The organism is Propionivibrio dicarboxylicus (assembly GCF_900099695.1).
Classification (GTDB): Bacteria; Pseudomonadota; Gammaproteobacteria; order Burkholderiales; family Rhodocyclaceae; genus Propionivibrio; species Propionivibrio dicarboxylicus.
In genome coordinates this window covers 177,823-196,745 of sequence record NZ_FNCY01000001.1, presented here as the reverse complement: position 1 = coordinate 196,745, position 18,923 = coordinate 177,823, and the positions used below count along the sequence as shown (strand labels likewise).

Sequence of the window (18,923 nt, the reverse complement as noted above, 5' to 3'; positions counted from 1 at the left end):
GGGGCGCAGAAATTCTGCACTTAAACGGGATAATATGCCAAGAAGCTTGGGATGGTGCCATGGTGGAAGATACTTCGGATTTGTACCACTCAAAAGAGTTTGATGAACCAGTCTGCCCTGACGCTGGAGATCTGCAAGCGGCTTGGGATTTAAGCGTTCTCGATAGGCAACGAAAGCGTTTCCTTACGAACGGGCTTCCATCAGGAGGCCCGTTTTTTTGTTGTGGGACTGGCTATATGAGGCAGCCCCTACTTCATTTCCGGACTATCCTCGGGGAGTAGGTCAGGAGTCCGAGCGCTCGGTTGCTTTCTTTACGGTTTCAGCAACGGCGTCGGAAATGGCCTTGTCGACGGTTTCTCTGGAAAGCGTTGCCGAGTCTTCAACCTCCGGGGGACGGAAATAGAAATCGCCATCCAGGGAGCCATAACGCGATGGCCCCTGCTGTCCTCGTGTCAAGCGTTTCACTTCCTGCTGCACTTTGCGCAGCATCTGCTCGATCTCCATCTGCGGCTGGCTTTCCAATACCGCAAGCAAGGCTGATGTGTAGGGGCTGTTCTTCCCGTCGCCATCGGCTGCCGTATTGCCGTGCTTCGTGGAAAACGAAATCAGAGTGCCCGAAGCCTCGGAGGGGGCGGCAAGCTCTCTCGCCGATCCGCGGCTGAAGCTTCTGGCGAAAGGATTGTCGCGGCAGGGATCAAAGAATATGAGTTTGATCTTGGCACTCGCCATGTCATCGATGACATCATCGAGGCGAACCAGCTCGTGCTTGAGGTCGCGTTCGTTTTGCGGCGCCGCATCGATGGGGATCAGAAAATTAACGCCATTGACCTGAACGCCATGGCCTGCGTAAAAGACCAGCGCCACTGTCGATTTTGCCAAGCCGTTTGAGTATTCCGTCGAGATCGGACTTGGTCGCGTCGATTTTAAGCTCAACGTCAAAACCGAGCCTTCTTAAGGCTGCGGCCATAACCGTGGCATCGTTTTTCGGGTTTTCCAATGCGCCTGACGGATCGCGGCAGTTTCTTATGACGACCGCGACTCTGGCCCCGGCATCCCTGATTCCGGGGGCAGGCTTGTCCAACTTGTCTGCGGCAATCGCGCTTCCGGTCATTAACACGAACCAGGATGCCAAATGACCGATGAAATGGCTGCAAAAAATTCATGACTAAATCGTTTGCAGTAATGCTCGATGCTTGTGTTGAAAATGCGCCAGCTGACAGGGCTTGGGGCCGTAGGAATTCTGCGCTTAAACGGGATGATATGACAAGATGCTTGAGGCGATGTCTTGACGGGAGATGTTCTGGATTCGTAATACCCGCAGGGTTTTCATGACCTATCCGCGCTAATGCGGGTGATCTGCAAGCAACGCCAGAGATAGGCGATTTTGATAGGAAACCAAAGCGCTTCCTTGCGAACCGCCTTCCTCTGGCAGCTCGCATTTATGCCCGCTATCCTATGACAATCGATCTATGGCATAGTAGAAATTCCTGAAATGGCGATGCCTCTGTCTTTCTTTGGCAGCAAAATAATCGAGAAAATACAAGGAGTGACGGAGCGCGGGGGGCGATGCCGTCGCTCGTCGGTTGAATAGAAATTGGGGGGATTCTATGCAAGTGCAGATTGCCAATGATCGCGATTTTTTTGCGCAGTCTCTTCGTTGGTCATTCTATGCAGGAGGCGTGGTTGCGCTGCTTTCCGCCCTCCCGTTGGCATTTTTCTCGCTCTCGCAGCAAGGGACGGAGCAGCCCGCTTACTCGCTGGCGATCATGATGATGGTGTTCGCCGTGGTCGGTACGGTCGGAAGCGTCTATGTGTTGATGCGCAAGATGTGCCAACCTATTGCCGTGATCAGCGATGTTCTCGAGGGCGCGGCTTCCAGCGAAGGCGACCTCTCACGGGATGCGGCAGGGCTCGATGGCTCTGCCTATGCGCGGATCGGGAGTTGCTATAACACCCTGATGGCCGCGTTGCGGCGCCTGATCGACATGATTCGCGCCCAAACGGTGCGGATTGCGTCGGAATCGGTACAACTCAAACAAAATATCACCGCTGCGGTGACGTCGGCCGAATCGCAGGAAGCGGCGTCCCGGGACATCGCCAGTTCGTGTGCCGCCGTGACCGATACCGTCGTCCATGTCGCACAACAGGTCGAAGCCCTGAATCAGCGTGCTGCAGAGCATCTGGCCGCAGCCAAGAAATCGGAAGTCGAGTTGAACGAACTGGTCGAGGATATCCACACGATTAACGAGCGACAGCAGACGTTTCGCGTTACCGTCGAGTCGCTTTCGAAGCATGCTCATAACATCAGCCAGATCATTCAGCTGATCCAGGAAATCTCCGATCAAACGAATTTGCTTGCGTTGAACGCTGCGATCGAAGCGGCGCGGGCGGGGGAGCAGGGACGCGGATTCGCGGTGGTTGCCGACGAAGTCAGAAAGCTCGCCGAACGGGCCAAGAGCGCTGCCGGGACGATCACCGCCAGCGCCCACGAAATGACGGCGCTGGCCGATGACACCATGGAGGTGACGCATCAGGTCTGCCACGATACCCAACATGCGCGTGAGGCGGTCCAGCGGGCGTCGGCGAGCTTCAGCAGTATCGTCGAGAACTTCAACGTGACCTCGGAGGGCCTGTGTTCGATGGCCGAAGCCGCGCATGAACTCGAGACGGCCAATCTCGGCATTCTCGACCGCGCCAAGGAAATCGACGCGCTCTCCAGCGACATGGGCGGGCGAATGCGCGCCTCCCTGGTGTCGGCGAATGCCTTGAGCGCGTCGACCGAAGGCATCCTCGCCTCAGGCGCCCGCTTCCGGCTCGGCTACGGGAAATTCGAACAGGTGCTCGGACAGTGTTATGCGTATCGCGATCAGGTCCAGGCGCTGCTGCAGTCCTACGCCGATCGTGGCATCAACGTGTTCGACCAGAACTATCGGCAGATTCCGGGGATTACGCCGGCCAAGTATGAAACGGCCTATGACAAGGCGGTCGAAAAGGATCTGCAGGCAATCTATGAAGAAATGCTGACGACGATTCCCGGCGCGGTGTCATTGATCGCCGTCGATATCAAGGGCTATGCGCCGACGCATTGCCGGAAGTTCTCGGTCCAGACCGGCAACCCGGAGAACGATGTTGCGTTCAGTCGGCATAAACGCATCTTCAACGATCCGGTCGGCATACGGTCGGCGCAGAATACGGAAGCTTTCTGCGCGCAAACCTACAGTCAGGCGGGTACGGGTCGGGTGTTGACCGAGATCGGTACGCCCATCAGCGTCAGCGGGCGCCACTGGGGCGGTTTGCGCATCAATGTCGATCCGGCCGTGCTGATCTGAGCATTTCCCGGAATGGATGGCCGCCGTGAGGCGACGGGCTGTCGTCGCAAGATGAGCGGTGCACCCAGTGCGAGATCGTTCAGGTCCGGACGGTCGACGAAAAAAACGGCAGCGGGAAATCCGCTGCCGTTGTCGTTCGTGAAGCTGACGCGCTGATTAGAACAGGTTGTAGCGGAACGTCGCGTTGATGCGGTTCTGCGTGCCCTTGTCGTTGGCGAAGGTGGTGCGCTGGCCATAGGCGTACTCGATGCCGACTTCGGTGTTCTTGGCAACGGTCCAGAACGTATTGATCATTGCTTCGTTGATCTTCTGGTTCACGTCGGTCTGGCTTTCCAGCGCGGCGTTTCCGGAGAAACGGGTGTAGGCATAGATCAGGTTCGAACGGATCGTCGGCGCCCATGCATGAGTCAGGCCGACGTGGCCGCCGACCGTCTTCCACAGATCGATGCCGGTGCCATTTTCGTAAGCGCTCTGGACGAGCGAGTTGAGCATGTAGCGGCCGATGCCGTTACCGCCCTTGACCTGTGCCACGATCGTGTCGTTGGCGCTGATCTTCAGGCTGCCGCCGATGCCGAGGCCCAGCGCGCTCTTGCTGTGCTGGTCGTTACGATATTGCTGGAAGATCGTGCTGGCCGACAGGTGGCCCCAGTTGCCCTTGGTGGTGAAGCGGGCAGTGACGTCCGGCGTACGGTCGAAGCTCGTCGACGTTCCGGCCGAGTAGCTTTGGGGATTTTCCACGGCAACCGCCAGGGACGTGGATGCATTGATCGGCTGCGTGTAGCGGATCTGCGGCTGACGCACGAAGGTCTGCGTGCCGACACCGTTGTAATCGACGGAATCGACGAAGGAATCCATGTCGGAGAAGTTCGACCAGGTCTGGCCGACGAGGAAGCGACCGACCGTGCCGTAGGCGTGGCGCAGACGGAACAGTTGCGAGTTCGTCAGCAGTTCGCCGCCGTGGTCGTTCGGCGCGTTGAAGTCAGCTTCGATCTTGGTGCCGATCGGGCCGACATCGCTGGCCGTGCTCGTTTCGATGCCCAGGCGCGAGGTGCGGGCGGTCATGTAGAGCTGGCCCTTGCGCTGGCCGTCGGCCGATTTGTTGAGCGGTTGGGCGGCAATCATGCTCGACCAGTCGCCGTTGTCCTTGGTGTCGCTGTTCTTGCCGCGCATGTCATACGTGGCATCGGTCTGGACGTAACCATAGACGCGCAGGGAGGTGTTGGTTCCCGGCACTTTGATCGAGTTGGGCAGATCGCCGGCGGTCACGACGACGGCCGCAGGGGCGGGCGCAGCGGCGGCGGGGGCAGCAGCCGGGGCGGGCGCCGCCGCCTTCTGTGCTTCGAGCTGTTCGACGCGAGCGAGCAGCTTTTGCACGGCCGCGCGCAGTTCCTCCACTTCACCGGCAAAGACCGGCGCCGAAGCGGCAATCATTCCCACTGCGGACAGCGCAGCGACGATTTTTTTGACGTGTGTCATAACGTTTGATTCCTGATATCAAGGTAATGGTTAAAACAAAACGGCGATCAGCCGCCTCGTGTTTCAAGACAGCCAACCGCCCTCCCGGACATGGTGCAACTAAAAATCGATCATGAGGCTGGGCGCGCCGAACGACGAACTCGGGTGCCAAGTTCGCGTCGTACCCCCCCACTAAAATGAAAAAGGCCCGCATTGCTGCGAGCCCCGACAATACCAATGCTGATGGGTAGAAACGCAAAAAAGCAATTATATCTTAAAATCAACTACATATAAACAACGTATATTGGAGCGGGGTACAGTTTATCGAAACGGAAACCGTCGGGCTAGATTTCCGGCAGGCGTATGTTTAGGGCGTGTCCGTGAGTGTCGTTTTTCGGTCATTACACATCGGACCGGCGTTGTCGCCGTATCGCTATCGATCGAGATTCCGAATCCGGTGTATTCAGAAACCGAACGGCCGGTGCAGCCAGTTCCGGAGCACCTTTACGTCGCGTTCCGGCAAATAGGCGAAGCCGTCCTGCACATCGTCGATGACGGCGTAGGCGACGGCTTGCGGCACGCTCTTTGTGGTCAGCATGTGGAAGAACCAGGCCATCGGATAGCCGGCCTGTCGGTCGAACTGCTGCAATGCCTCGGCCAATGCCAGGCCTTTCGCCCCGTAGGCACTGAGAAATTTCGGCGATGGGCCGTTCAGGGCGGCGACGGGCGTCGCTTGCTGGATGGACTGGCGATAGCGGTCAAGGTACTCGCGTACGGCGAGGACCCAATGATTGCTGAAATGCGTGGTTTGACCGGCACTGCTCGCCTGCCAGGCATCGAAGAAGCGATGAACCGTCTGCGGTTCGGGTTTCTCCGCGGCGATGCGCTTGAGCAGTTCCGACACATTGGTGATGCGGCGCAGCGCATAGAACGGCACGGAAACCGGTTCATTCGTCGCTGCTCCGGCTTCCGGCGCTTCGAAGAGTTCCTCGAGGCTGCCGGGCACATGCCCCTCGAATAGCACATGGCTGACCGTTTCCTGCAGTTCCTCGATTTCGACCTGAACGAAATCCGCCGCCTGAGTGCCGGTGACCGCTACCAGGTAATGTGTCCGCCCGAGCAAGCGGGTCGCACGCAAACCGCTGCCGGCACAGGCGTCATAGAGGGCGCGCAGGTCGTCCTCGTGCTTCGCCAACTCGGACTCGCCCCAACGGGTCAGATCGTCGGCGATATGCCGGCCGGTGGCGTCGATAACCCCACCGAGCCGAAACCAGCCGCCGCGCGTCAGCACATCGCGGAAGGCGCGATCCGGCGCAATTGCCGACAACTCGCGCGCCAGACCGGATGCACCGATAGAGACGGGCAAGCCGACACACAGACTGCGCGCGGCAGCGTCGAAATCGAGGGTTTGCTTGGACATGATAGGTGTCATCGTTCAATCCTGAATCGTCATGCGTTGTCCGTCGTCGCGAACTTCTCCAGCGACTGCGCCGGCACCCCCATCACCCGCGCCAGCCAGGGCGGCGGATGGCGCAGCGAATTCTGCAGACGGGCGACGACGGCGCGCGCCGATTCCGGCCGGGGGATTTTGACCGGATGCACGCTGGCCCGTACCACCTTGGCCGCCGCCGGTCCGCCGATCGACTGGACGAAGACGACGTCGCAGTCGGCGATCAGCGCAGCGCGTGCCGCGTTGCGGTCTTCGGCGTGGTCGGCTTCGAGGGTCGGGCGGATGGCGATCAGGCGCGATTCGGCAGGCGAGAGTTGATAAATGAGAAAGCGTTCGCAGGAGCCGAAATGTCCGTCGAGTACCTCGCCGGTATTCGAAGCGCAGGCAGCGCGGATCGAACCCGGCATGTCGCCGTCGCTGTGGCTGTCGAGCGGCGGCAATTCGCTGAAGGCCAGGTCCTCGCCCCACAGCAGTCGCGCGACCTGCTTGAGCTTTTCCGGTTCGACGCCGACCGCGCAGTCTTTCTCGGCATGGTTGCCGGCGAGAATTTCGCGCAGATCGGTCACGGTGATCGCCGCCAGTCGCGTCTCCGTCAGCGGCAGTCCGAGACGATCGCCAACGGCCTGGGCGAACGCCGCGGCGCTGAGGCCGTCGAGTTCCCTGGCGGCCATGCCGAGGCGCAGTGCGGCCTCGCGGGTGATTTGTGCGGTCATGACACTTCTCCAACGGATCGCCCGTCATTGCGGCATTCGCCGCAATGACGGTCTTGAGGTCAGGCGTAGACGATGCAGGTGTCGCCACCCGGACAGGTGTCCTGGCACTTCGGCGAATCGGCCTCGTCGTCGCACTCGGTGCAGCTGTCCTTGTTGATCTTGAAAATGCCGCCCTTCTCGACGATCGACTTGGTCGGGCAGACCGGCACGCAGTCGCCGCAGGAGGTGCATTCGGATTGCGTAATCTTCATTGCCATGATGTTTCTCCTTTCAGTTCAACGATTCACTCGACGCCGTCGATGCGCCTGGCGCGCAGCGAATACGGCAGGCGCGCCGGCGCCGTCTGCGGCTCGATGTAGTAAATGCCGCCGTTGCCGAGCTTGATTTCGCCGCCCCACTTCTCCGGTGAATCGAACTCCATCGAGACGATCGAGTCCTCGATGTCTCGCTTGGGCATGTAGAACACGTAGCCGCGGTCGCCCTTGCGGATCATGATGTTGGCCATGTCATTTTTCCTTTCGCTGGCAAGACGCCGTCATTGCGGCGCAGGCCGCAATGACGGACGTATCGGCGCTTCGTTCCGAGGTCACTAGCGCACCAGGTCGAAGTTGTAGTCCGTTTTGCCAAGCAGCTTGGTCTGCTCGTCGAGACGTTCCAGCACAGCGTTGGTCAGCGTCGTCAGGATGTACATGCCGCCTTCATAGCCGAGCGTCGTCATGCGGTGCAGGTGATGCCGGTCGAAGATCGGGAAGCCCATGCGGATCAGCGGCACTTCGAACTCCGGTCCCTTGTGCAACGTGTCGCGCTGGATGAACTTGCCGAGGCTGCTGCCGATGACGAAATCCGGCTTGTCGGTGAAGCAGAGGCTGCGCAGGTGCCACAGGTCGCATCCCGGATAGAGCTTGGCGTGAATGCCGTAGGGCGATTCCTCGAGCACTTTCTTCATCGCCTTTTCCCAACGCTTGTTGCTGTTGTTGCAGACGATGTGCGTCGGCTCGATGCCGAGTTCGAGCATGAACTTGACGAGGCCCATGACGAAATCCGGGTCGCCGAATACCGCCATCTTCTTGCCGTGCAGCCACTGGTGCGAGTCGGTCATCATATCGATGAGGCGACCGCGCTCCTTGGTGATCGACGCCGGAACTGCCTTGCCGGTGACTTCCGAGACCTTCATCAGGAACGCATCGGTCCATTCGACGCCCATCGGGATACTGAGCTTTGGGACTTCGTGGTTCCAGGTGTTCTCGATATATTTCTTCGACTTTTCCAGCGTCGTCGATTGCAGCAGGAAGGTGGTGATCGCGTTCGGCGCGTCCTTGACCTCATCGATCGTCGTGCCGCCGGCGTACATTGCGTATTCGCCGGTTGCCGGCGTGTCGAGGACTTCTTCAGGATCGCAGAGATAGCTGTAATCGACGCCCATCTCGGTCATGTAGCGCTTGATCACGCGGTAGTTGCCGAGGTAAGTCTCGAAGCCCGGCACGATGTTGATCTTGCCGTTGCTGCCCGGCGCCTTGCCTTCCATTTCCTTGAGGGTGAAGTACTTGGCGACGCCTTCAAACATGTTATCCCAGCCGGTGATGTGCGAGCCGACGAAGGACGGCGTGTTGGCGTAGGGGATCGGGAAGTCCTTGTCGACATAGCCCTCCTTGCGCGCGTTGCCGATGAAGGCGCCGAGGTCGTCGCCGATGACTTCGGCGATGCAGGTGGTGCACACCGCGATCATCTTGGCGTCATATAGCTTGGTCGCGTTCTGCAGGCCTTCATGCACGTTCTTCTGGCCGCCGAACACCGCCGCGTCTTCGGTCATCGAATCGGCGATGAAGGCGATCGGTTCCTTGAAGTGCCGGTTGAAGTAGGTGCGGAAGTACGCCACGCAGCCTTGCGAACCGTGGATGTAGACCATCGTCTTCTCGAAGCCGAGGCCGCACAGCGCCGCGCCGAGCGGCTGGCAGGCCTTGGCCGCATTGACCGTCAGCGCTTCGCGCTTGAAGTTGAGATCCTGGTACTCCTGAGTGGTCGTCCACTCGAACACTTCCTGTACCTTTTCCTTCGGATGGCGCTCTTCGTAAGCGCGCTTGCTCTCGAAGATGTTCTGATACTCCGGCTCGGCGAAGAGCGGAAAACAGGGTTTGATTTTGTCAGCGACTTGCATTTGCATCTCCTTTGTCCGGCCACTCATCCGTGGACGCGAACAGAAGTTGAGGGAATTCGATCAACGACTTTTCACTCCGGCGACGCGGCGGGCACGGCGAGCAACCATGACATGGTCTTGCCTTCGCATTTCGTCGTGCCCGCTGCGCATGCCGTGGGGTTGTCCTTACGCGGCTTCTGCTTCCGCCGTACTTTCGGCCGGCTTCTGCCAGGGCGCCTTGAACAGGGTCCAGCACGGGTTGTTCACCGCCATGTCCATGTCGCGGGCGAAGACAGCGAAGCCGTCGAAGCCGTGGTACGGGCCGGAGTAGTCCCATGAGTGCAACTGGCGGAAGGGCACGCCCATCTTGTGGAAGGTGTATTTCTCCTTGATGCCGGAGCCGACCAGATCGGGCTTCAACTGGCGTACGAACTCTTCAAGCTCGTAACCGGTCGCATCGTCGTAGATCAGCGTCGTGTCCTTGAGGTCGTGCATCGTGCGGTCATAATCGTCGTTGTGCGCGAACTCGTAGCCGGCGCCGATGACTTCCATGCCGAGATCTTCGTAGGCGCCGACCGTGTGGCGCGGACGCAGGCCGCCGACATAGAGCATGACTTTCTTGCCTTCGAGACGCGGGCGGAACTTGGCGATGATCGCGTCCATCGCCGGCTTGTACTTGGCGATCACGCGCTCGGCGCCTTCCTTGATCGTGTCGTCGAAGTGCGAGGCGATCTCGCGCAGGCTCGCGGCAATCTTCGACGGACCGAAGAAGTTGTATTCGAGCCAGGGAATCCCGTACTTCTCTTCCATGTGCCGCGCGATGTAGTTCATCGAACGGTAGCAGTGCAGCAGGTTGAGCTTGACCTTCGGCGTGTTTTCGATCTCGGCGATGGTGCCGTCGCCGGACCACTGCGCGACGACGTTGAGTCCCATTTCTTCGAGCAGGATGCGCGACGCCCAGGCATCGCCGCCGATGTTGTAGTCGCCGAGAATCGCGACGTCATAGGGGCCGCCCGGTTCGAGCTTGCCGTCGCGATTGGAGATGATCCAGTCGCGGATCGCGTCGTTGGAGATGTGGTGGCCGAGCGATTGCGAGACGCCGCGGAAACCTTCGCAGCGGACCGGGACGATGGTCTTGCCGATCTCGGCCGCCTTCTTCTTTGAGACGGCTTCGATGTCGTCGCCGATCAGGCCGATCGGACATTCGGATTGCACGGAAAGCGCCTTGGAGAGCGGGAACAGCCCTTCGACCTCGTCGATCAGCTTGGCGAGTTTCTTGTCGCCGCCGAAGACGACGTCCTTCTCCTGGAAGTCCGACGAGAACATCACGTCGCAGAACGAATCGATGCCCGAGGTGCCGGCGAAATAATTGCGGCGGCCGCCGCGCGAATACTGGCCGCAGCCGATCGGGCCGTGCGAGATGGCGATGATGTCCTTGAACGGTCCCCACACCACGCCGCGTGCGCCGGCGTAGGCGCAGCCGCGCTGCGTCATCACGCCCGGCACCGACTTGCGGTTGGAGGTGATGCACTTCTTCGACTGCGTAATGGCCTTGTCATTGACCATCAGGTGTTTGGCCCGGTCCTTCTTGGCCTTTTCGGGATAAACCTCGAGCACCTCCTGGATGAGGGCTTCGGCTTCTTCGCGGTTGAGCAAGCTCATTTTGCTTCTCCTGTCGGGGCGGCGGTCTTCAGCTCGACACGGCGCCCGTGATCGTTAACTCAGGTTTCCGGTGACGCTGCCGCCGAGACTCAGGCTGCCTCGGCCGCGAGTTCCGCCGCCGTCTTGCCGATGATGGTTTCGTCTTCCACCTCCATGATGCCGAACTCCATCAGCAGGTCTTCCAGCTCTTCCATCTCGAGCGGCGTCGGAATGACGAACAGTTTGTTGTCCATGATCTTCCGTGCCAGCGCGCGGTACTCGTCGGCCTGACCGCAGTTCGGGTCGTATTCGATGACCGTCATGCGGCGGATTTCGGCGTGCTGGACGACGTTGTCGCGCGGTACGAAGTGGATCATCTGCGTGCCGAGCTTGGCCGCCAGTGCCATGATCAGTTCGTCTTCACGGTCGGTCTTGCGGCTGTTGCAGATGAGGCCGGCCAGACGCACGCTGCCGGAATTGGCGTACTTGACGATGCCCTTGGCGATGTTGTTGGCGGCATACATGGCCATCATTTCGCCGGAGCAGACGATGTAGATTTCCTGCGCCTTGTTCTCGCGGATCGGCATGGCGAAACCGCCGCAGACGACGTCGCCGAGCACGTCGTAGAAGACGAAGTTGAGTTCTTCGTCATAGGCGCCTTCTTCCTCGAGGAAGTTGATGGCGGTGATGACGCCGCGGCCGGCACAACCGACGCCTGGCTCCGGTCCGCCCGACTCGACGCATTTGACACCGCCGTAGCCGACGGCCAGCACGTCTTCGAGTTCAAGGTCTTCAACCGATCCGGCTTCGGCCGCCAGGTGCATGACGGTGGTCTGAGCCTTGCTGTGCAGGATCAGGCGGGTCGAGTCGGCTTTCGGGTCGCAGCCGACGATCATGACCTTCTGCCCGGCCTCGGCCAGCGCGGCGACCAGGTTCTGGGTTGTGGTTGACTTGCCGATACCACCTTTGCCATAAATAGCGGCTTGACGAAGCTTAGCCATGGTGCAATCTCCTATGTCTGTGTTTCTTTCGGGTGTTAGGAAAATCCCGGGTCCCGTGCAAGACTTCGCAAGGACCGTGCCACAACTAAAAACATTGCCTAAGTGCTTGTAATGACGGAAAAATCACAGAAGGACAACGCGGTGGAAGATACGGGGAAACCCGACAATGCGCCGGGCGTTTGTCGCGCTGCCGACAACGACAGTCCCTCGCTGCCGCGTTACGCGCGCCTGCCGATCAATCGCTGCAATGTCCCGCCTGTCATATTGGGGAGCCTGACGTTCCAGCGTCATCCGACTCCGCTTCAGCTCGACAGCGTTGCCGAGTTGCACGCCGATCTCTTCCGCCGCCTTGACGCCATCGACGACCGGGCCGTGCGCGCCGAGGCCTTCCGCGACTACGTGACGGTGCGCTTCTGCCTGGAGAGCCTGGAGGAGGCCGGGCTGAGCGAACGCTCGCGGGGGCGTGCCAAGGCCAACTGGATGCGCGTGATCCGCGGCTGGAGCTTCGACTCGGACGGGCGTGAAGGCGCCGTGCTCAAGGGCTGGGTGGAATCGCGTTTCGGACTGCTCGCGCGCTTTCACGGTGAGCCGCTTCGCGATTTTTCCGGCCGGGGCTACCTGCGTTATCAGGAAATGCGCTCGGCCGGCCTGTACGGCACCAACGCGCTCGAAAGCCAGCTCGACCTGCTCTACGCCTTCAGTCAGTATGAATACCGGCGTCGCGCGCCGGAGACAAAATGGATCGAACTGTTCCGCGGCACCAACCGCATCAACGAACATGAAGTGTTGAACAAGAGCGGGCGCCGTCAGGTCGTGCTGTTCAACAACCTCACATCGTTCAGTTCGTCGCGCGAGCGCGCCGGCGAGTTCGGCGACACCATCCTCGCCACCCGCGTCCCGGTCGAAAAGGTGTTCTTCAGCCATGCGCTGATTCCCGGCGTGCTCAAGGGCGAGGAGGAATACCTCGTCATCGGCGGCGTGTACGACGTCTCGCTCGCCACGCTGTAGCTTTGTCGCAAACGCGACAAGACGACATCGTCATTGCCCGGTGGAATGGCGGGAACCTCGGCCCGGTCCTTGTCACGAGGCGGGGGTGACGTGCGGTGCGTTTCTTGCATGGCGATTCCCGGACTCACCGAGGATCGCCCATGGACGCCACGCTCCGCACGACACTTCTATCCGGGCTGCACGACGGCAGCATCGTTCCCTATCTCGGCGCCGGCGCGCTGGCCGACGTTGTGCATAAGAAGAAGGGCGGGCAGATGCCCGCCACCAGCGAGCAGTTGATCCTCGCGATGAACGGCGGCCGGCCGATGGCGGCGAAACTGATGTACGAGTTCTCGCGCGCGGCGATGAACGTCGAGTTGAAGCGCGGACGCACGGCCGTCACCCGCTTCCTCCACGACACCTACGCCGACCGCGAGTGGTCACGGGCGAGTCTGCACGACTGGTTGCAATCGATCCGCCCGCCTTATGTCATCGACATCAATCGCGACACCCAGCTGCTGGACAGCTACGCCGGGTCACCGCATACGCTGATCCTTGGTTGCGCGCGGATCAGTGGCACGAGCTATCGTTTCAAGCTGTACCGCCACGACGGCGCCGTCTATGCACCGATATTGCCCGACGAGGCCGATCCGCGTCTCCCGGTCCTGTTCAAGCCGATGGGCTGCCCACGGCCGCACCCGAGCTACATCGCCTCGGATGCCGATTATGTCGATTACATTACCGAGCTGATGGGCGGCTTTGCCGTGCCGCCGTTCGTCAAGGCGCTGCGTCGGGAGAAACGGTATCTGCTGCTCGGCATGCGTCTCAACCGCGATACCGAACGCATGGTGCTTTCCGATCTGATCCATGGCGCGGGGTCGCCCGCCGGCTGGGCGATGATCGCCGACCCGACGGTCAAGGAGCGGCGTTTCCTCGAACGCATCGGTATCGCGCTGATCGAGAACAGTTGGTCGGCGTTGCTACAGGCGGAGACGCTTAAGTAGCGCCGGTCGCCTTGTCGGCGCACGCCATCAGGGCACGCGCCTGGTTGCGACAGGCGAGGCTCACCGCCGGATCGAGCGCCCTGATCCAGCGCGGCGGAATCGCCTCGATCCCGTAACAGGCGCCGGCGAGCATGCCGACGATGGCGCCGGTCGTATCGGCGTCGCCGCCGCGATTGACGGCATCGACGAGGCAACTTTCGAAGCTGTCGGTCTGCATCAGCGACTGCAGCACCACCTGCATCGTCTCGACAATCCAGCCGCTCGGGTTTTCGCGCCGCCGCGTGCGATAGGAGCACTCGGGATTGGCCGTCACGTAGGGCAGGATGCAGCGGCGATAGACGGCGCTCAGGGGGGCGCCGCGCATGAACTGTTGCACGGCGAGTACGATGCACTCGCAGGCGGCGTCAGACGCCGGATTGTGGTGCGTCACATGCGCCTGGGCGCGGACGCCGGCGCGGATCGTCGCTTCATCGCGGCCGAACAGCGCCAGCGCCACCGGCAGCACGCGCATCGCCGCGCCATTGCCGGCGTCGAATTCCGAGGGTTTCGCCTCGGGGTCGCCACTGCGCCGGAAGGCGACGAGATTGCGCCGCACGGTGTTGCCGATGTCGATCGGTTTGCCGCGCATCCAGGCGTCGAACGCGCGCGCGCAGGAGAGCGCGCTGACTTCGCCGTTGTCGTCGAGGATCGCCTTGCCGAGCGCCAATGCCATCGTCGTATCGTCGGTGACCTGGCCGGGTTTGATGTTCAGCCAGCCGCCACCGCGGATCTCGCCATGGACGCCGTAACGTTGCGCGATCTCGCGCGGCGTCATGAATTCGACCGTCGCGCCCAGCGCGTCGCCAAGCGCCAATCCGAGATAGGCGGCTTCGGCGCGGGCGACGCGCGCGCTGTTCATGTCGGCACCTGCTTCGCCGTTGGCTTGCCGGTCATTCGTCGGGGCGGGGCTCGCCACAGGACGGCCCCCGTCGTCCTCAGCGGCTCGGATACTCGACGATGAGGTCCTCGTCGCGCAGGACCATCTGACAGGCCAGTCGCCATTCGTTCGGCATGAAATCGTCGACCAGCATCTTGTCGACCTCGTCCTGCGTCACCTTGCCCATATCCTTGAGAATCGCGATCTCGTGATCGGTCAGCGGATGCGCCATGCGCTTCTTGCGATCGAGCGGGAAGACCTTGACCAGGCAGTTGCCGCATTCGCCATCGCCGCAGCTGAAATCGATGGGGACGTGATTCTCCTTGGCGATATCGAGAATCGTCTTCTTGTGGCTGCCGGCGACGGCATAGACGGTCTTGTCCTTGTGCAGCGTGCTGCTGAAAGTGATGGTGGGCATGTCTGACTCCTCTGTGGATAGTGGACGATGAAGAAAGCGCCGGCGGTCAGGCCGGCTTGACGATGACATCGCCTTTGAGCACCTGGGCCTGACAAGCCAGGCGGTGATGGCGCGGGGCCAGGTTGTCCTTCAGCACCTGGTCTTCGAGCACTGACGGCGCGGCGAGATGTTCGTAGCCGGACACGACCTCGGTCAGGCAGGTGCAGCATTCGCCTTCGCGGCAACCGTAGGTGATGCCGGCGCCGATCTTTTCCGACACTTCGATCAGGCGCGTGCCGGCAGGCACCGAGACGGTGATGCCGACGTCCTGGAAAGTGACATTCGCTTTGGGCATGCTTCTCCTTTCAGGCCAGCGTGGCCATGTCGATGACTCGGTGATCGGCCTTGCCGGTCAGGTGCTTTGCCAGCTCGACGCCAAGGCGGCGACAGGCGGCCAGTTCCTCGGGGGTCGGAATCAGGCGCGCGCGCACGCCTGGCAGGGGGATGCGCAGCTTGAGGCCGCGCAGGCGTTCTTCGATCAGGGGCACCGCTTCGCCGCTCCAGCCGAAGGCGCCGAAGGCCGCGCCGAACTTGCCGCGCAGTTCGATGGCGTTGAGCGAGGACAGCAGGTCCCAGACCGGCTTGACGGCGTCGCCGTTGATCGTCGGGCTGCCGATGGCGATGGCGTCGGCTTCCTCGACGAGATCGATGAGCAGGTCGGGGGCACAGGTTTCCAGATCGTGCAGCGACACGTGCAGACCCGACGATTCGGCGCCGGCCGCCAGCACGCCGGCCATCGCGCGCGTGCTGCCGTAGGCCGAGAGATAGAAAACATGCAGGCGTTTGAGCCGGCCTTCGGGTTGTTCCGCCGGACCGGCCAACTGTCGGTAGCGGCGCAGGTAGTACTGCGGCGTTTCCCGCAGCACCGGGCCGTGGGCCGGCGCCAGCGTGCGGATCGGCAGCGGATCGATCAGGTCGAGCGCCTCGCGCACATGCGCCTTGAATGGCCGCATCAGATGGGCGAAGTAATAGTCGAAGTCGCGGCGGAAATCGCCGACCGCGTCGTCGAACAGGCGTGCATCGCAGACGTGGCTGCCGAAGGCGTCGCCCGAGAACAGTACGCCGGCATCTTCCAGCCAGGTGCATTGCGTGTCCGGCCAGTGCAGGCAGGGCGTGGTCAGGAAGGACAGCGAGCGGCCACCGAGATCGACGGTGTCGCCCGTGATTACCGGCGTGACCGGCAGGCTGTCGGCGTGCAGCAGTCCCTTGAGCATCGGCTTGGCGCGCGCCGAGAGGTAGAGCCGCGCGTTCGGCGCCCGGCGGAGCAGTTCCGGTAGCGCGCCGGTATGGTCGGGTTCGAGGTGGTTGAGTACGATCGCCTGGATTTCCTCGTACTGCGCGACGGATTCGAGGCGACGGAAAAATTCGTCCGAAAAAGCGGCCTTGACCGTGTCGATGACCGCGACGCCACGATTGCCGCGAACGACATAGGCGTTGTACGAGGTTCCCCGCTCGGTCCTCAGCACGAGGTCGAAATTGCGCAGCCACGGATCGAAGGCGCCGATCCAGTGCACCCGCTCGGCGATCTCGACGGCGCCGCCGTGACCCGGATCCGGCGAGAGACTCATGTCGGCCGGTTTCATTCGCGCACCGGACAGGTCGTTCCGTTGGCGCCGTGCCGGCAGACCTCGGGATTGCCGATCACCGGCGCGCCGTCGAAAGCGGCGGAAAGGCCGATCCACGCATGGATCGTGCGGATGTCGAAGCCGGCCTGGCAGATGCCATCGACGTCGAGCAGCGGACGCCGGATCAGCAGCGGATGCTCGACCAGCAGGTCGAGCACGGTCGTCACGTCGGCGGCATCGAAGGCTTCCGGATTGATCGCGCCGCTTTGGATCAGCGGCGCGTTGCGGTTGAACCATTGCGATATCGGCAGCGACTTGAGGAAGGGCAGCAGTTGCAGGCGCCGCCAGTCGGTATGCAGAATGTCGCGTGCCACGACGGTATGGCCGGATGCTTCCAGCAAGGACTTCTGCCAGGCGTTGCCGGCGCATCCCGGCTTTTCGTAGAACACCACGGTGGCCATCGTCGTTCTCCTAGGGAGTGCCTGATGCCGGGCGCATCGCAGCCCACAGCTCGGGCGGCAGGTGCGTTAGCGAGCCGAGCGGGTTGAGCGGCTCATTCAGTGCATTGACGATCGCGCCCTCGATCGGACAGATTGAGGCGCATTGGGGATCGGCGTAGTCGCCGAGGCACTCGCCGCATGCCGATGCATCGATCAGGAAATGCGGCTTCGCCGCCCGGATCGCCCGGCTCGGGCACAGCGGCTCGCAGGCACAGCAATTGACGCAGGTGTCGACAATTCGCAGCGCCATCACGCACGCTGCCTTTCCGTCGCGGCATCGGCGAGTTCGCCTTTTTCCAGCATCGCGCGCCACACCGCCGCCACGGCCGCCTCGATCGCTTCCATGGCGTGTTCGGTATCCGGGCGGATGCCGGCCGCTTCCAGCCGGCTCCACGGTTCGATGCCGATGCGCGCGCAGAGCACCGCCTCGCAGCCTTCGAGCGTACGGACGATGCGGTCGATCCTCGACTCGCCGTCGCCGCAGGTCTCGCTGCCGCCACAGTATTTTTCCGTCTTGCGGTGGCCGATCAGGCGAACGCCGGCTTCGCTTGCTTCATACACCAGGAATTCACGCGCGTAGCCGAAATGCTCATTGATTATGCCGTTGCCCTTGGTCGCGACGGCCATCAGCACCGGGCGTCCGAGCGGTTTGCGCGGCGGCCGGTGCAGGGCGATCACCTGCGTCGCGGCCTGGGTGCGTTTCGCTTCCAGTTCGGCGCGCACCTGTTCGCGGAACGCCAGTCGGCGCGCCAGCGCGGCTTCGTGGTCGATTTCCATCGCCGCCACTTTCTCCAGCGTGAACTCGGCGCCGCGATCTTCGCCGAGCAGGCCGACCGCATCGGCGCGGCACTGGCGGCAATGGCGCATCATCGTCATGTCGCCGGCGCAGGCGTCCTGCACGGCTTTCAGCTCGGCCGCCGTCGGGCCGCGCTGGCCGGTCAGTCCGTAGAAAGTGCCGTGTTCCGGCGCGGCGATCAGCGGCATGACGTTGTGCAGGAACGCACCCTTGGCCTTGACGATGCGCGAGACCTCTTCGAGGTGGCCGTCATTGACGCCGGGAATCAGCACCGAATTGACCTTGACCAGGATGCCGCGCGCCACCAGCATTTCCAGTCCCTTCTGTTGCTGCGCGATGAGGATCTCGGCGGCGGCGCGCCCGCGTACGCGGCGGTGCTGCCAGAAGATCCACGGGTATATCTTCGCGCCGATGTCGGGATCGACGCAGTTGATGGTGATCGTCACGTGTTCGATGGCGTGCTGGCTCAGTTCGTCGACGCACTCGGGCAAGGCGAGGCCGTTGGTCGACACGCACAGCTTGATGTCCGGCGCCTTCTCGGCAAGCAGGCGGAAGGTCGCGAAGGTGCGTTCGCGATTGGCCAGCGGGTCGCCCGGGCCGGCGATGCCGAGCACCGACATCTGCGGAATCGCCGCTCCCACGGCCAGCGTCCTTTGCACCGCCTGTTCGGGCGTCAGCACTTCGGAAACGACGCCGGGACGCGATTCGTTGGCGCAGTCGTACTTGCGGTTGCAGTAGTTGCACTGGATGTTGCACGCCGGCGCGACGGCCGCATGCATGCGCGCGAAATAATGATGCGCCTGCTCCGAATAGCACGGATGTTCTTCGACCTTGCGACGGACCGCCTCCGGCAACCCGCCCATCTGCCGCGCAGACGCCCCGCATGCGCTGGCGCTACAGCCGCCCGAAGCCGGTACGACCGGAATGATGATGTCTGGATGCTCCACGATAGTCTCCGCACGCTGTGTCCATGTG

Annotated in this window: 20 protein-coding genes; 3 read left to right on the top strand and 17 right to left on the bottom strand. The window is 61.9% G+C overall.

Features of this window, described 5'->3' with window-relative positions; all coding sequences use genetic code 11:
* Positions 1–282: 282 nt before the first annotated feature.
* Both BLR25_RS00975 and BLR25_RS21880 read right to left on the bottom strand, forming a co-directional pair.
* On the bottom strand, positions 283–879 hold the full coding sequence (locus tag BLR25_RS00975; RefSeq protein ID WP_176785696.1) for a caspase family protein: 597 nt from the start codon (positions 877–879) through the stop codon (positions 283–285).
* A complete protein-coding gene (locus BLR25_RS21880; protein ID WP_143009723.1) occupies positions 815–1,111 on the bottom strand; it encodes a caspase family protein in 297 nt (98 codons plus the stop codon). Before BLR25_RS21880 ends, BLR25_RS00975 begins: the two co-directional genes overlap by 65 nt.
* Before the next feature lie 568 nt (positions 1,112–1,679).
* On the opposite strand from BLR25_RS21880, the gene BLR25_RS00970 reads away from it, so the two are divergent.
* Positions 1,680–3,329 carry a methyl-accepting chemotaxis protein gene (locus BLR25_RS00970; protein WP_176785695.1) on the top strand — a complete coding sequence of 550 codons (1,650 nt, stop codon included), beginning with the start codon at positions 1,680–1,682 and terminating at the stop codon, positions 3,327–3,329.
* Between the two features lie 156 nt (positions 3,330–3,485).
* Here the strand turns inward: BLR25_RS00970 and BLR25_RS00965 are convergent, their stop codons facing one another.
* From BLR25_RS00965 to nifH, 8 genes are all read right to left on the bottom strand, one after another.
* Positions 3,486–4,805, bottom strand: coding sequence for a DcaP family trimeric outer membrane transporter (locus BLR25_RS00965; protein ID WP_091932064.1), 1,320 nt, complete (start codon positions 4,803–4,805; stop codon positions 3,486–3,488).
* Positions 4,806–5,247: 442 nt separating this feature from the next.
* Positions 5,248–6,204 (bottom strand): hypothetical protein, encoded by a 957-nt coding sequence (locus BLR25_RS00960; RefSeq protein WP_091932060.1) that lies wholly within the window; start codon positions 6,202–6,204, stop codon positions 5,248–5,250.
* 29 nt (positions 6,205–6,233) lie between these two features.
* Positions 6,234–6,947, bottom strand: coding sequence for a dinitrogenase iron-molybdenum cofactor biosynthesis protein (locus BLR25_RS00955; RefSeq protein ID WP_091932056.1), 714 nt, complete (start codon positions 6,945–6,947; stop codon positions 6,234–6,236).
* Positions 6,948–7,006: 59 nt separating this feature from the next.
* Positions 7,007–7,204: a 4Fe-4S dicluster domain-containing protein gene (locus BLR25_RS00950; RefSeq protein WP_091932052.1), complete on the bottom strand. Its 198-nt coding sequence runs from the start codon at positions 7,202–7,204 to the stop codon at positions 7,007–7,009.
* A gap of 26 nt (positions 7,205–7,230) precedes the next feature.
* Entirely contained in the window at positions 7,231–7,452 is a 222-nt protein-coding gene (nifT, locus tag BLR25_RS00945) for a putative nitrogen fixation protein NifT (protein ID WP_091932048.1), read from the bottom strand.
* Positions 7,453–7,536: 84 nt separating this feature from the next.
* Positions 7,537–9,102: a nitrogenase molybdenum-iron protein subunit beta gene (gene nifK / locus BLR25_RS00940; RefSeq protein WP_218122589.1), complete on the bottom strand. Its 1,566-nt coding sequence runs from the start codon at positions 9,100–9,102 to the stop codon at positions 7,537–7,539.
* A gap of 165 nt (positions 9,103–9,267) precedes the next feature.
* Positions 9,268–10,743 carry a nitrogenase molybdenum-iron protein alpha chain gene (nifD, locus tag BLR25_RS00935; RefSeq protein WP_091932045.1) on the bottom strand — a complete coding sequence of 492 codons (1,476 nt, stop codon included), beginning with the start codon at positions 10,741–10,743 and terminating at the stop codon, positions 9,268–9,270.
* 89 nt (positions 10,744–10,832) lie between these two features.
* A complete protein-coding gene (gene nifH, locus BLR25_RS00930; protein WP_091932041.1) occupies positions 10,833–11,723 on the bottom strand; it encodes a nitrogenase iron protein in 891 nt (296 codons plus the stop codon).
* Positions 11,724–11,834: 111 nt separating this feature from the next.
* Here nifH and BLR25_RS00925 point away from each other — a divergent pair, with 111 nt between their 5' ends.
* Complete coding sequence (locus BLR25_RS00925) at positions 11,835–12,731, top strand: NAD(+)--dinitrogen-reductase ADP-D-ribosyltransferase (RefSeq protein ID WP_091932038.1); 897 nt, start codon at positions 11,835–11,837, stop codon at positions 12,729–12,731.
* A gap of 140 nt (positions 12,732–12,871) precedes the next feature.
* Entirely contained in the window at positions 12,872–13,714 is an 843-nt protein-coding gene (locus BLR25_RS00920; RefSeq protein ID WP_091932035.1) for an SIR2 family protein, read from the top strand.
* Here BLR25_RS00920 and draG read toward each other — a convergent pair.
* From draG to nifB, 7 genes are all read right to left on the bottom strand, one after another.
* On the bottom strand, positions 13,707–14,612 hold the full coding sequence (draG, locus tag BLR25_RS00915; RefSeq protein ID WP_091933544.1) for an ADP-ribosyl-[dinitrogen reductase] hydrolase: 906 nt from the start codon (positions 14,610–14,612) through the stop codon (positions 13,707–13,709). The genes BLR25_RS00920 and draG overlap by 8 nt on opposite strands.
* Positions 14,613–14,688: 76 nt before the next feature.
* Positions 14,689–15,048: a 2Fe-2S iron-sulfur cluster-binding protein gene (locus BLR25_RS00910; protein WP_091932030.1), complete on the bottom strand. Its 360-nt coding sequence runs from the start codon at positions 15,046–15,048 to the stop codon at positions 14,689–14,691.
* A 46-nt stretch (positions 15,049–15,094) separates the two neighbouring features.
* Positions 15,095–15,382, bottom strand: a complete 288-nt coding sequence (locus BLR25_RS00905) for a 2Fe-2S iron-sulfur cluster-binding protein (protein WP_091932026.1) — start codon at positions 15,380–15,382, stop codon at positions 15,095–15,097.
* 10 nt (positions 15,383–15,392) lie between these two features.
* On the bottom strand, positions 15,393–16,670 hold the full coding sequence (locus tag BLR25_RS00900; protein WP_245715439.1) for an FprA family A-type flavoprotein: 1,278 nt from the start codon (positions 16,668–16,670) through the stop codon (positions 15,393–15,395).
* Entirely contained in the window at positions 16,667–17,113 is a 447-nt protein-coding gene (locus BLR25_RS00895; protein ID WP_091932021.1) for an ArsC/Spx/MgsR family protein, read from the bottom strand. The genes BLR25_RS00900 and BLR25_RS00895 overlap by 4 nt, the downstream gene beginning before the upstream one ends.
* Positions 17,114–17,123: 10 nt before the next feature.
* Positions 17,124–17,402, bottom strand: coding sequence for a 4Fe-4S dicluster domain-containing protein (locus BLR25_RS00890; protein WP_091932017.1), 279 nt, complete (start codon positions 17,400–17,402; stop codon positions 17,124–17,126).
* Positions 17,402–18,895, bottom strand: coding sequence for a nitrogenase cofactor biosynthesis protein NifB (gene nifB / locus BLR25_RS00885; protein WP_245715438.1), 1,494 nt, complete (start codon positions 18,893–18,895; stop codon positions 17,402–17,404). The genes BLR25_RS00890 and nifB overlap by 1 nt, the downstream gene beginning before the upstream one ends.
* Positions 18,896–18,923 lie beyond the last annotated feature (28 nt).

What these genes read in the sequence shown, in the direction of transcription:
- BLR25_RS00960 (WP_091932060.1), bottom strand. Translation starts at nt 6,204, where the DNA reads ATGTCCAAGCAAACCCTCGATTTCGACGCTGCCGCGCGCAGTCTGTGT.
- nifH (WP_091932041.1), bottom strand. Translation starts at nt 11,723, where the DNA reads ATGGCTAAGCTTCGTCAAGCCGCTATTTATGGCAAAGGTGGTATCGGC.
- BLR25_RS00920 (WP_091932035.1), top strand. Translation starts at nt 12,872, where the DNA reads ATGGACGCCACGCTCCGCACGACACTTCTATCCGGGCTGCACGACGGC.
- nifT (WP_091932048.1), bottom strand. Translation starts at nt 7,452, where the DNA reads ATGGCCAACATCATGATCCGCAAGGGCGACCGCGGCTACGTGTTCTAC.
- draG (WP_091933544.1), bottom strand. Translation starts at nt 14,612, where the DNA reads ATGAACAGCGCGCGCGTCGCCCGCGCCGAAGCCGCCTATCTCGGATTG.
- nifD (WP_091932045.1), bottom strand. Translation starts at nt 10,743, where the DNA reads ATGAGCTTGCTCAACCGCGAAGAAGCCGAAGCCCTCATCCAGGAGGTG.
- BLR25_RS21880 (WP_143009723.1), bottom strand. Translation starts at nt 1,111, where the DNA reads ATGACCGGAAGCGCGATTGCCGCAGACAAGTTGGACAAGCCTGCCCCC.
- nifK (WP_218122589.1), bottom strand. Translation starts at nt 9,102, where the DNA reads ATGCAAGTCGCTGACAAAATCAAACCCTGTTTTCCGCTCTTCGCCGAG.
- BLR25_RS00925 (WP_091932038.1), top strand. Translation starts at nt 11,835, where the DNA reads ATGACGGAAAAATCACAGAAGGACAACGCGGTGGAAGATACGGGGAAA.
- BLR25_RS00895 (WP_091932021.1), bottom strand. Translation starts at nt 17,113, where the DNA reads ATGGCCACCGTGGTGTTCTACGAAAAGCCGGGATGCGCCGGCAACGCC.
- BLR25_RS00890 (WP_091932017.1), bottom strand. Translation starts at nt 17,402, where the DNA reads ATGGCGCTGCGAATTGTCGACACCTGCGTCAATTGCTGTGCCTGCGAG.
- BLR25_RS00905 (WP_091932026.1), bottom strand. Translation starts at nt 15,382, where the DNA reads ATGCCCAAAGCGAATGTCACTTTCCAGGACGTCGGCATCACCGTCTCG.
- BLR25_RS00950 (WP_091932052.1), bottom strand. Translation starts at nt 7,204, where the DNA reads ATGGCAATGAAGATTACGCAATCCGAATGCACCTCCTGCGGCGACTGC.
- BLR25_RS00965 (WP_091932064.1), bottom strand. Translation starts at nt 4,805, where the DNA reads ATGACACACGTCAAAAAAATCGTCGCTGCGCTGTCCGCAGTGGGAATG.
- BLR25_RS00955 (WP_091932056.1), bottom strand. Translation starts at nt 6,947, where the DNA reads ATGACCGCACAAATCACCCGCGAGGCCGCACTGCGCCTCGGCATGGCC.
- BLR25_RS00900 (WP_245715439.1), bottom strand. Translation starts at nt 16,670, where the DNA reads ATGAAACCGGCCGACATGAGTCTCTCGCCGGATCCGGGTCACGGCGGC.
- BLR25_RS00910 (WP_091932030.1), bottom strand. Translation starts at nt 15,048, where the DNA reads ATGCCCACCATCACTTTCAGCAGCACGCTGCACAAGGACAAGACCGTC.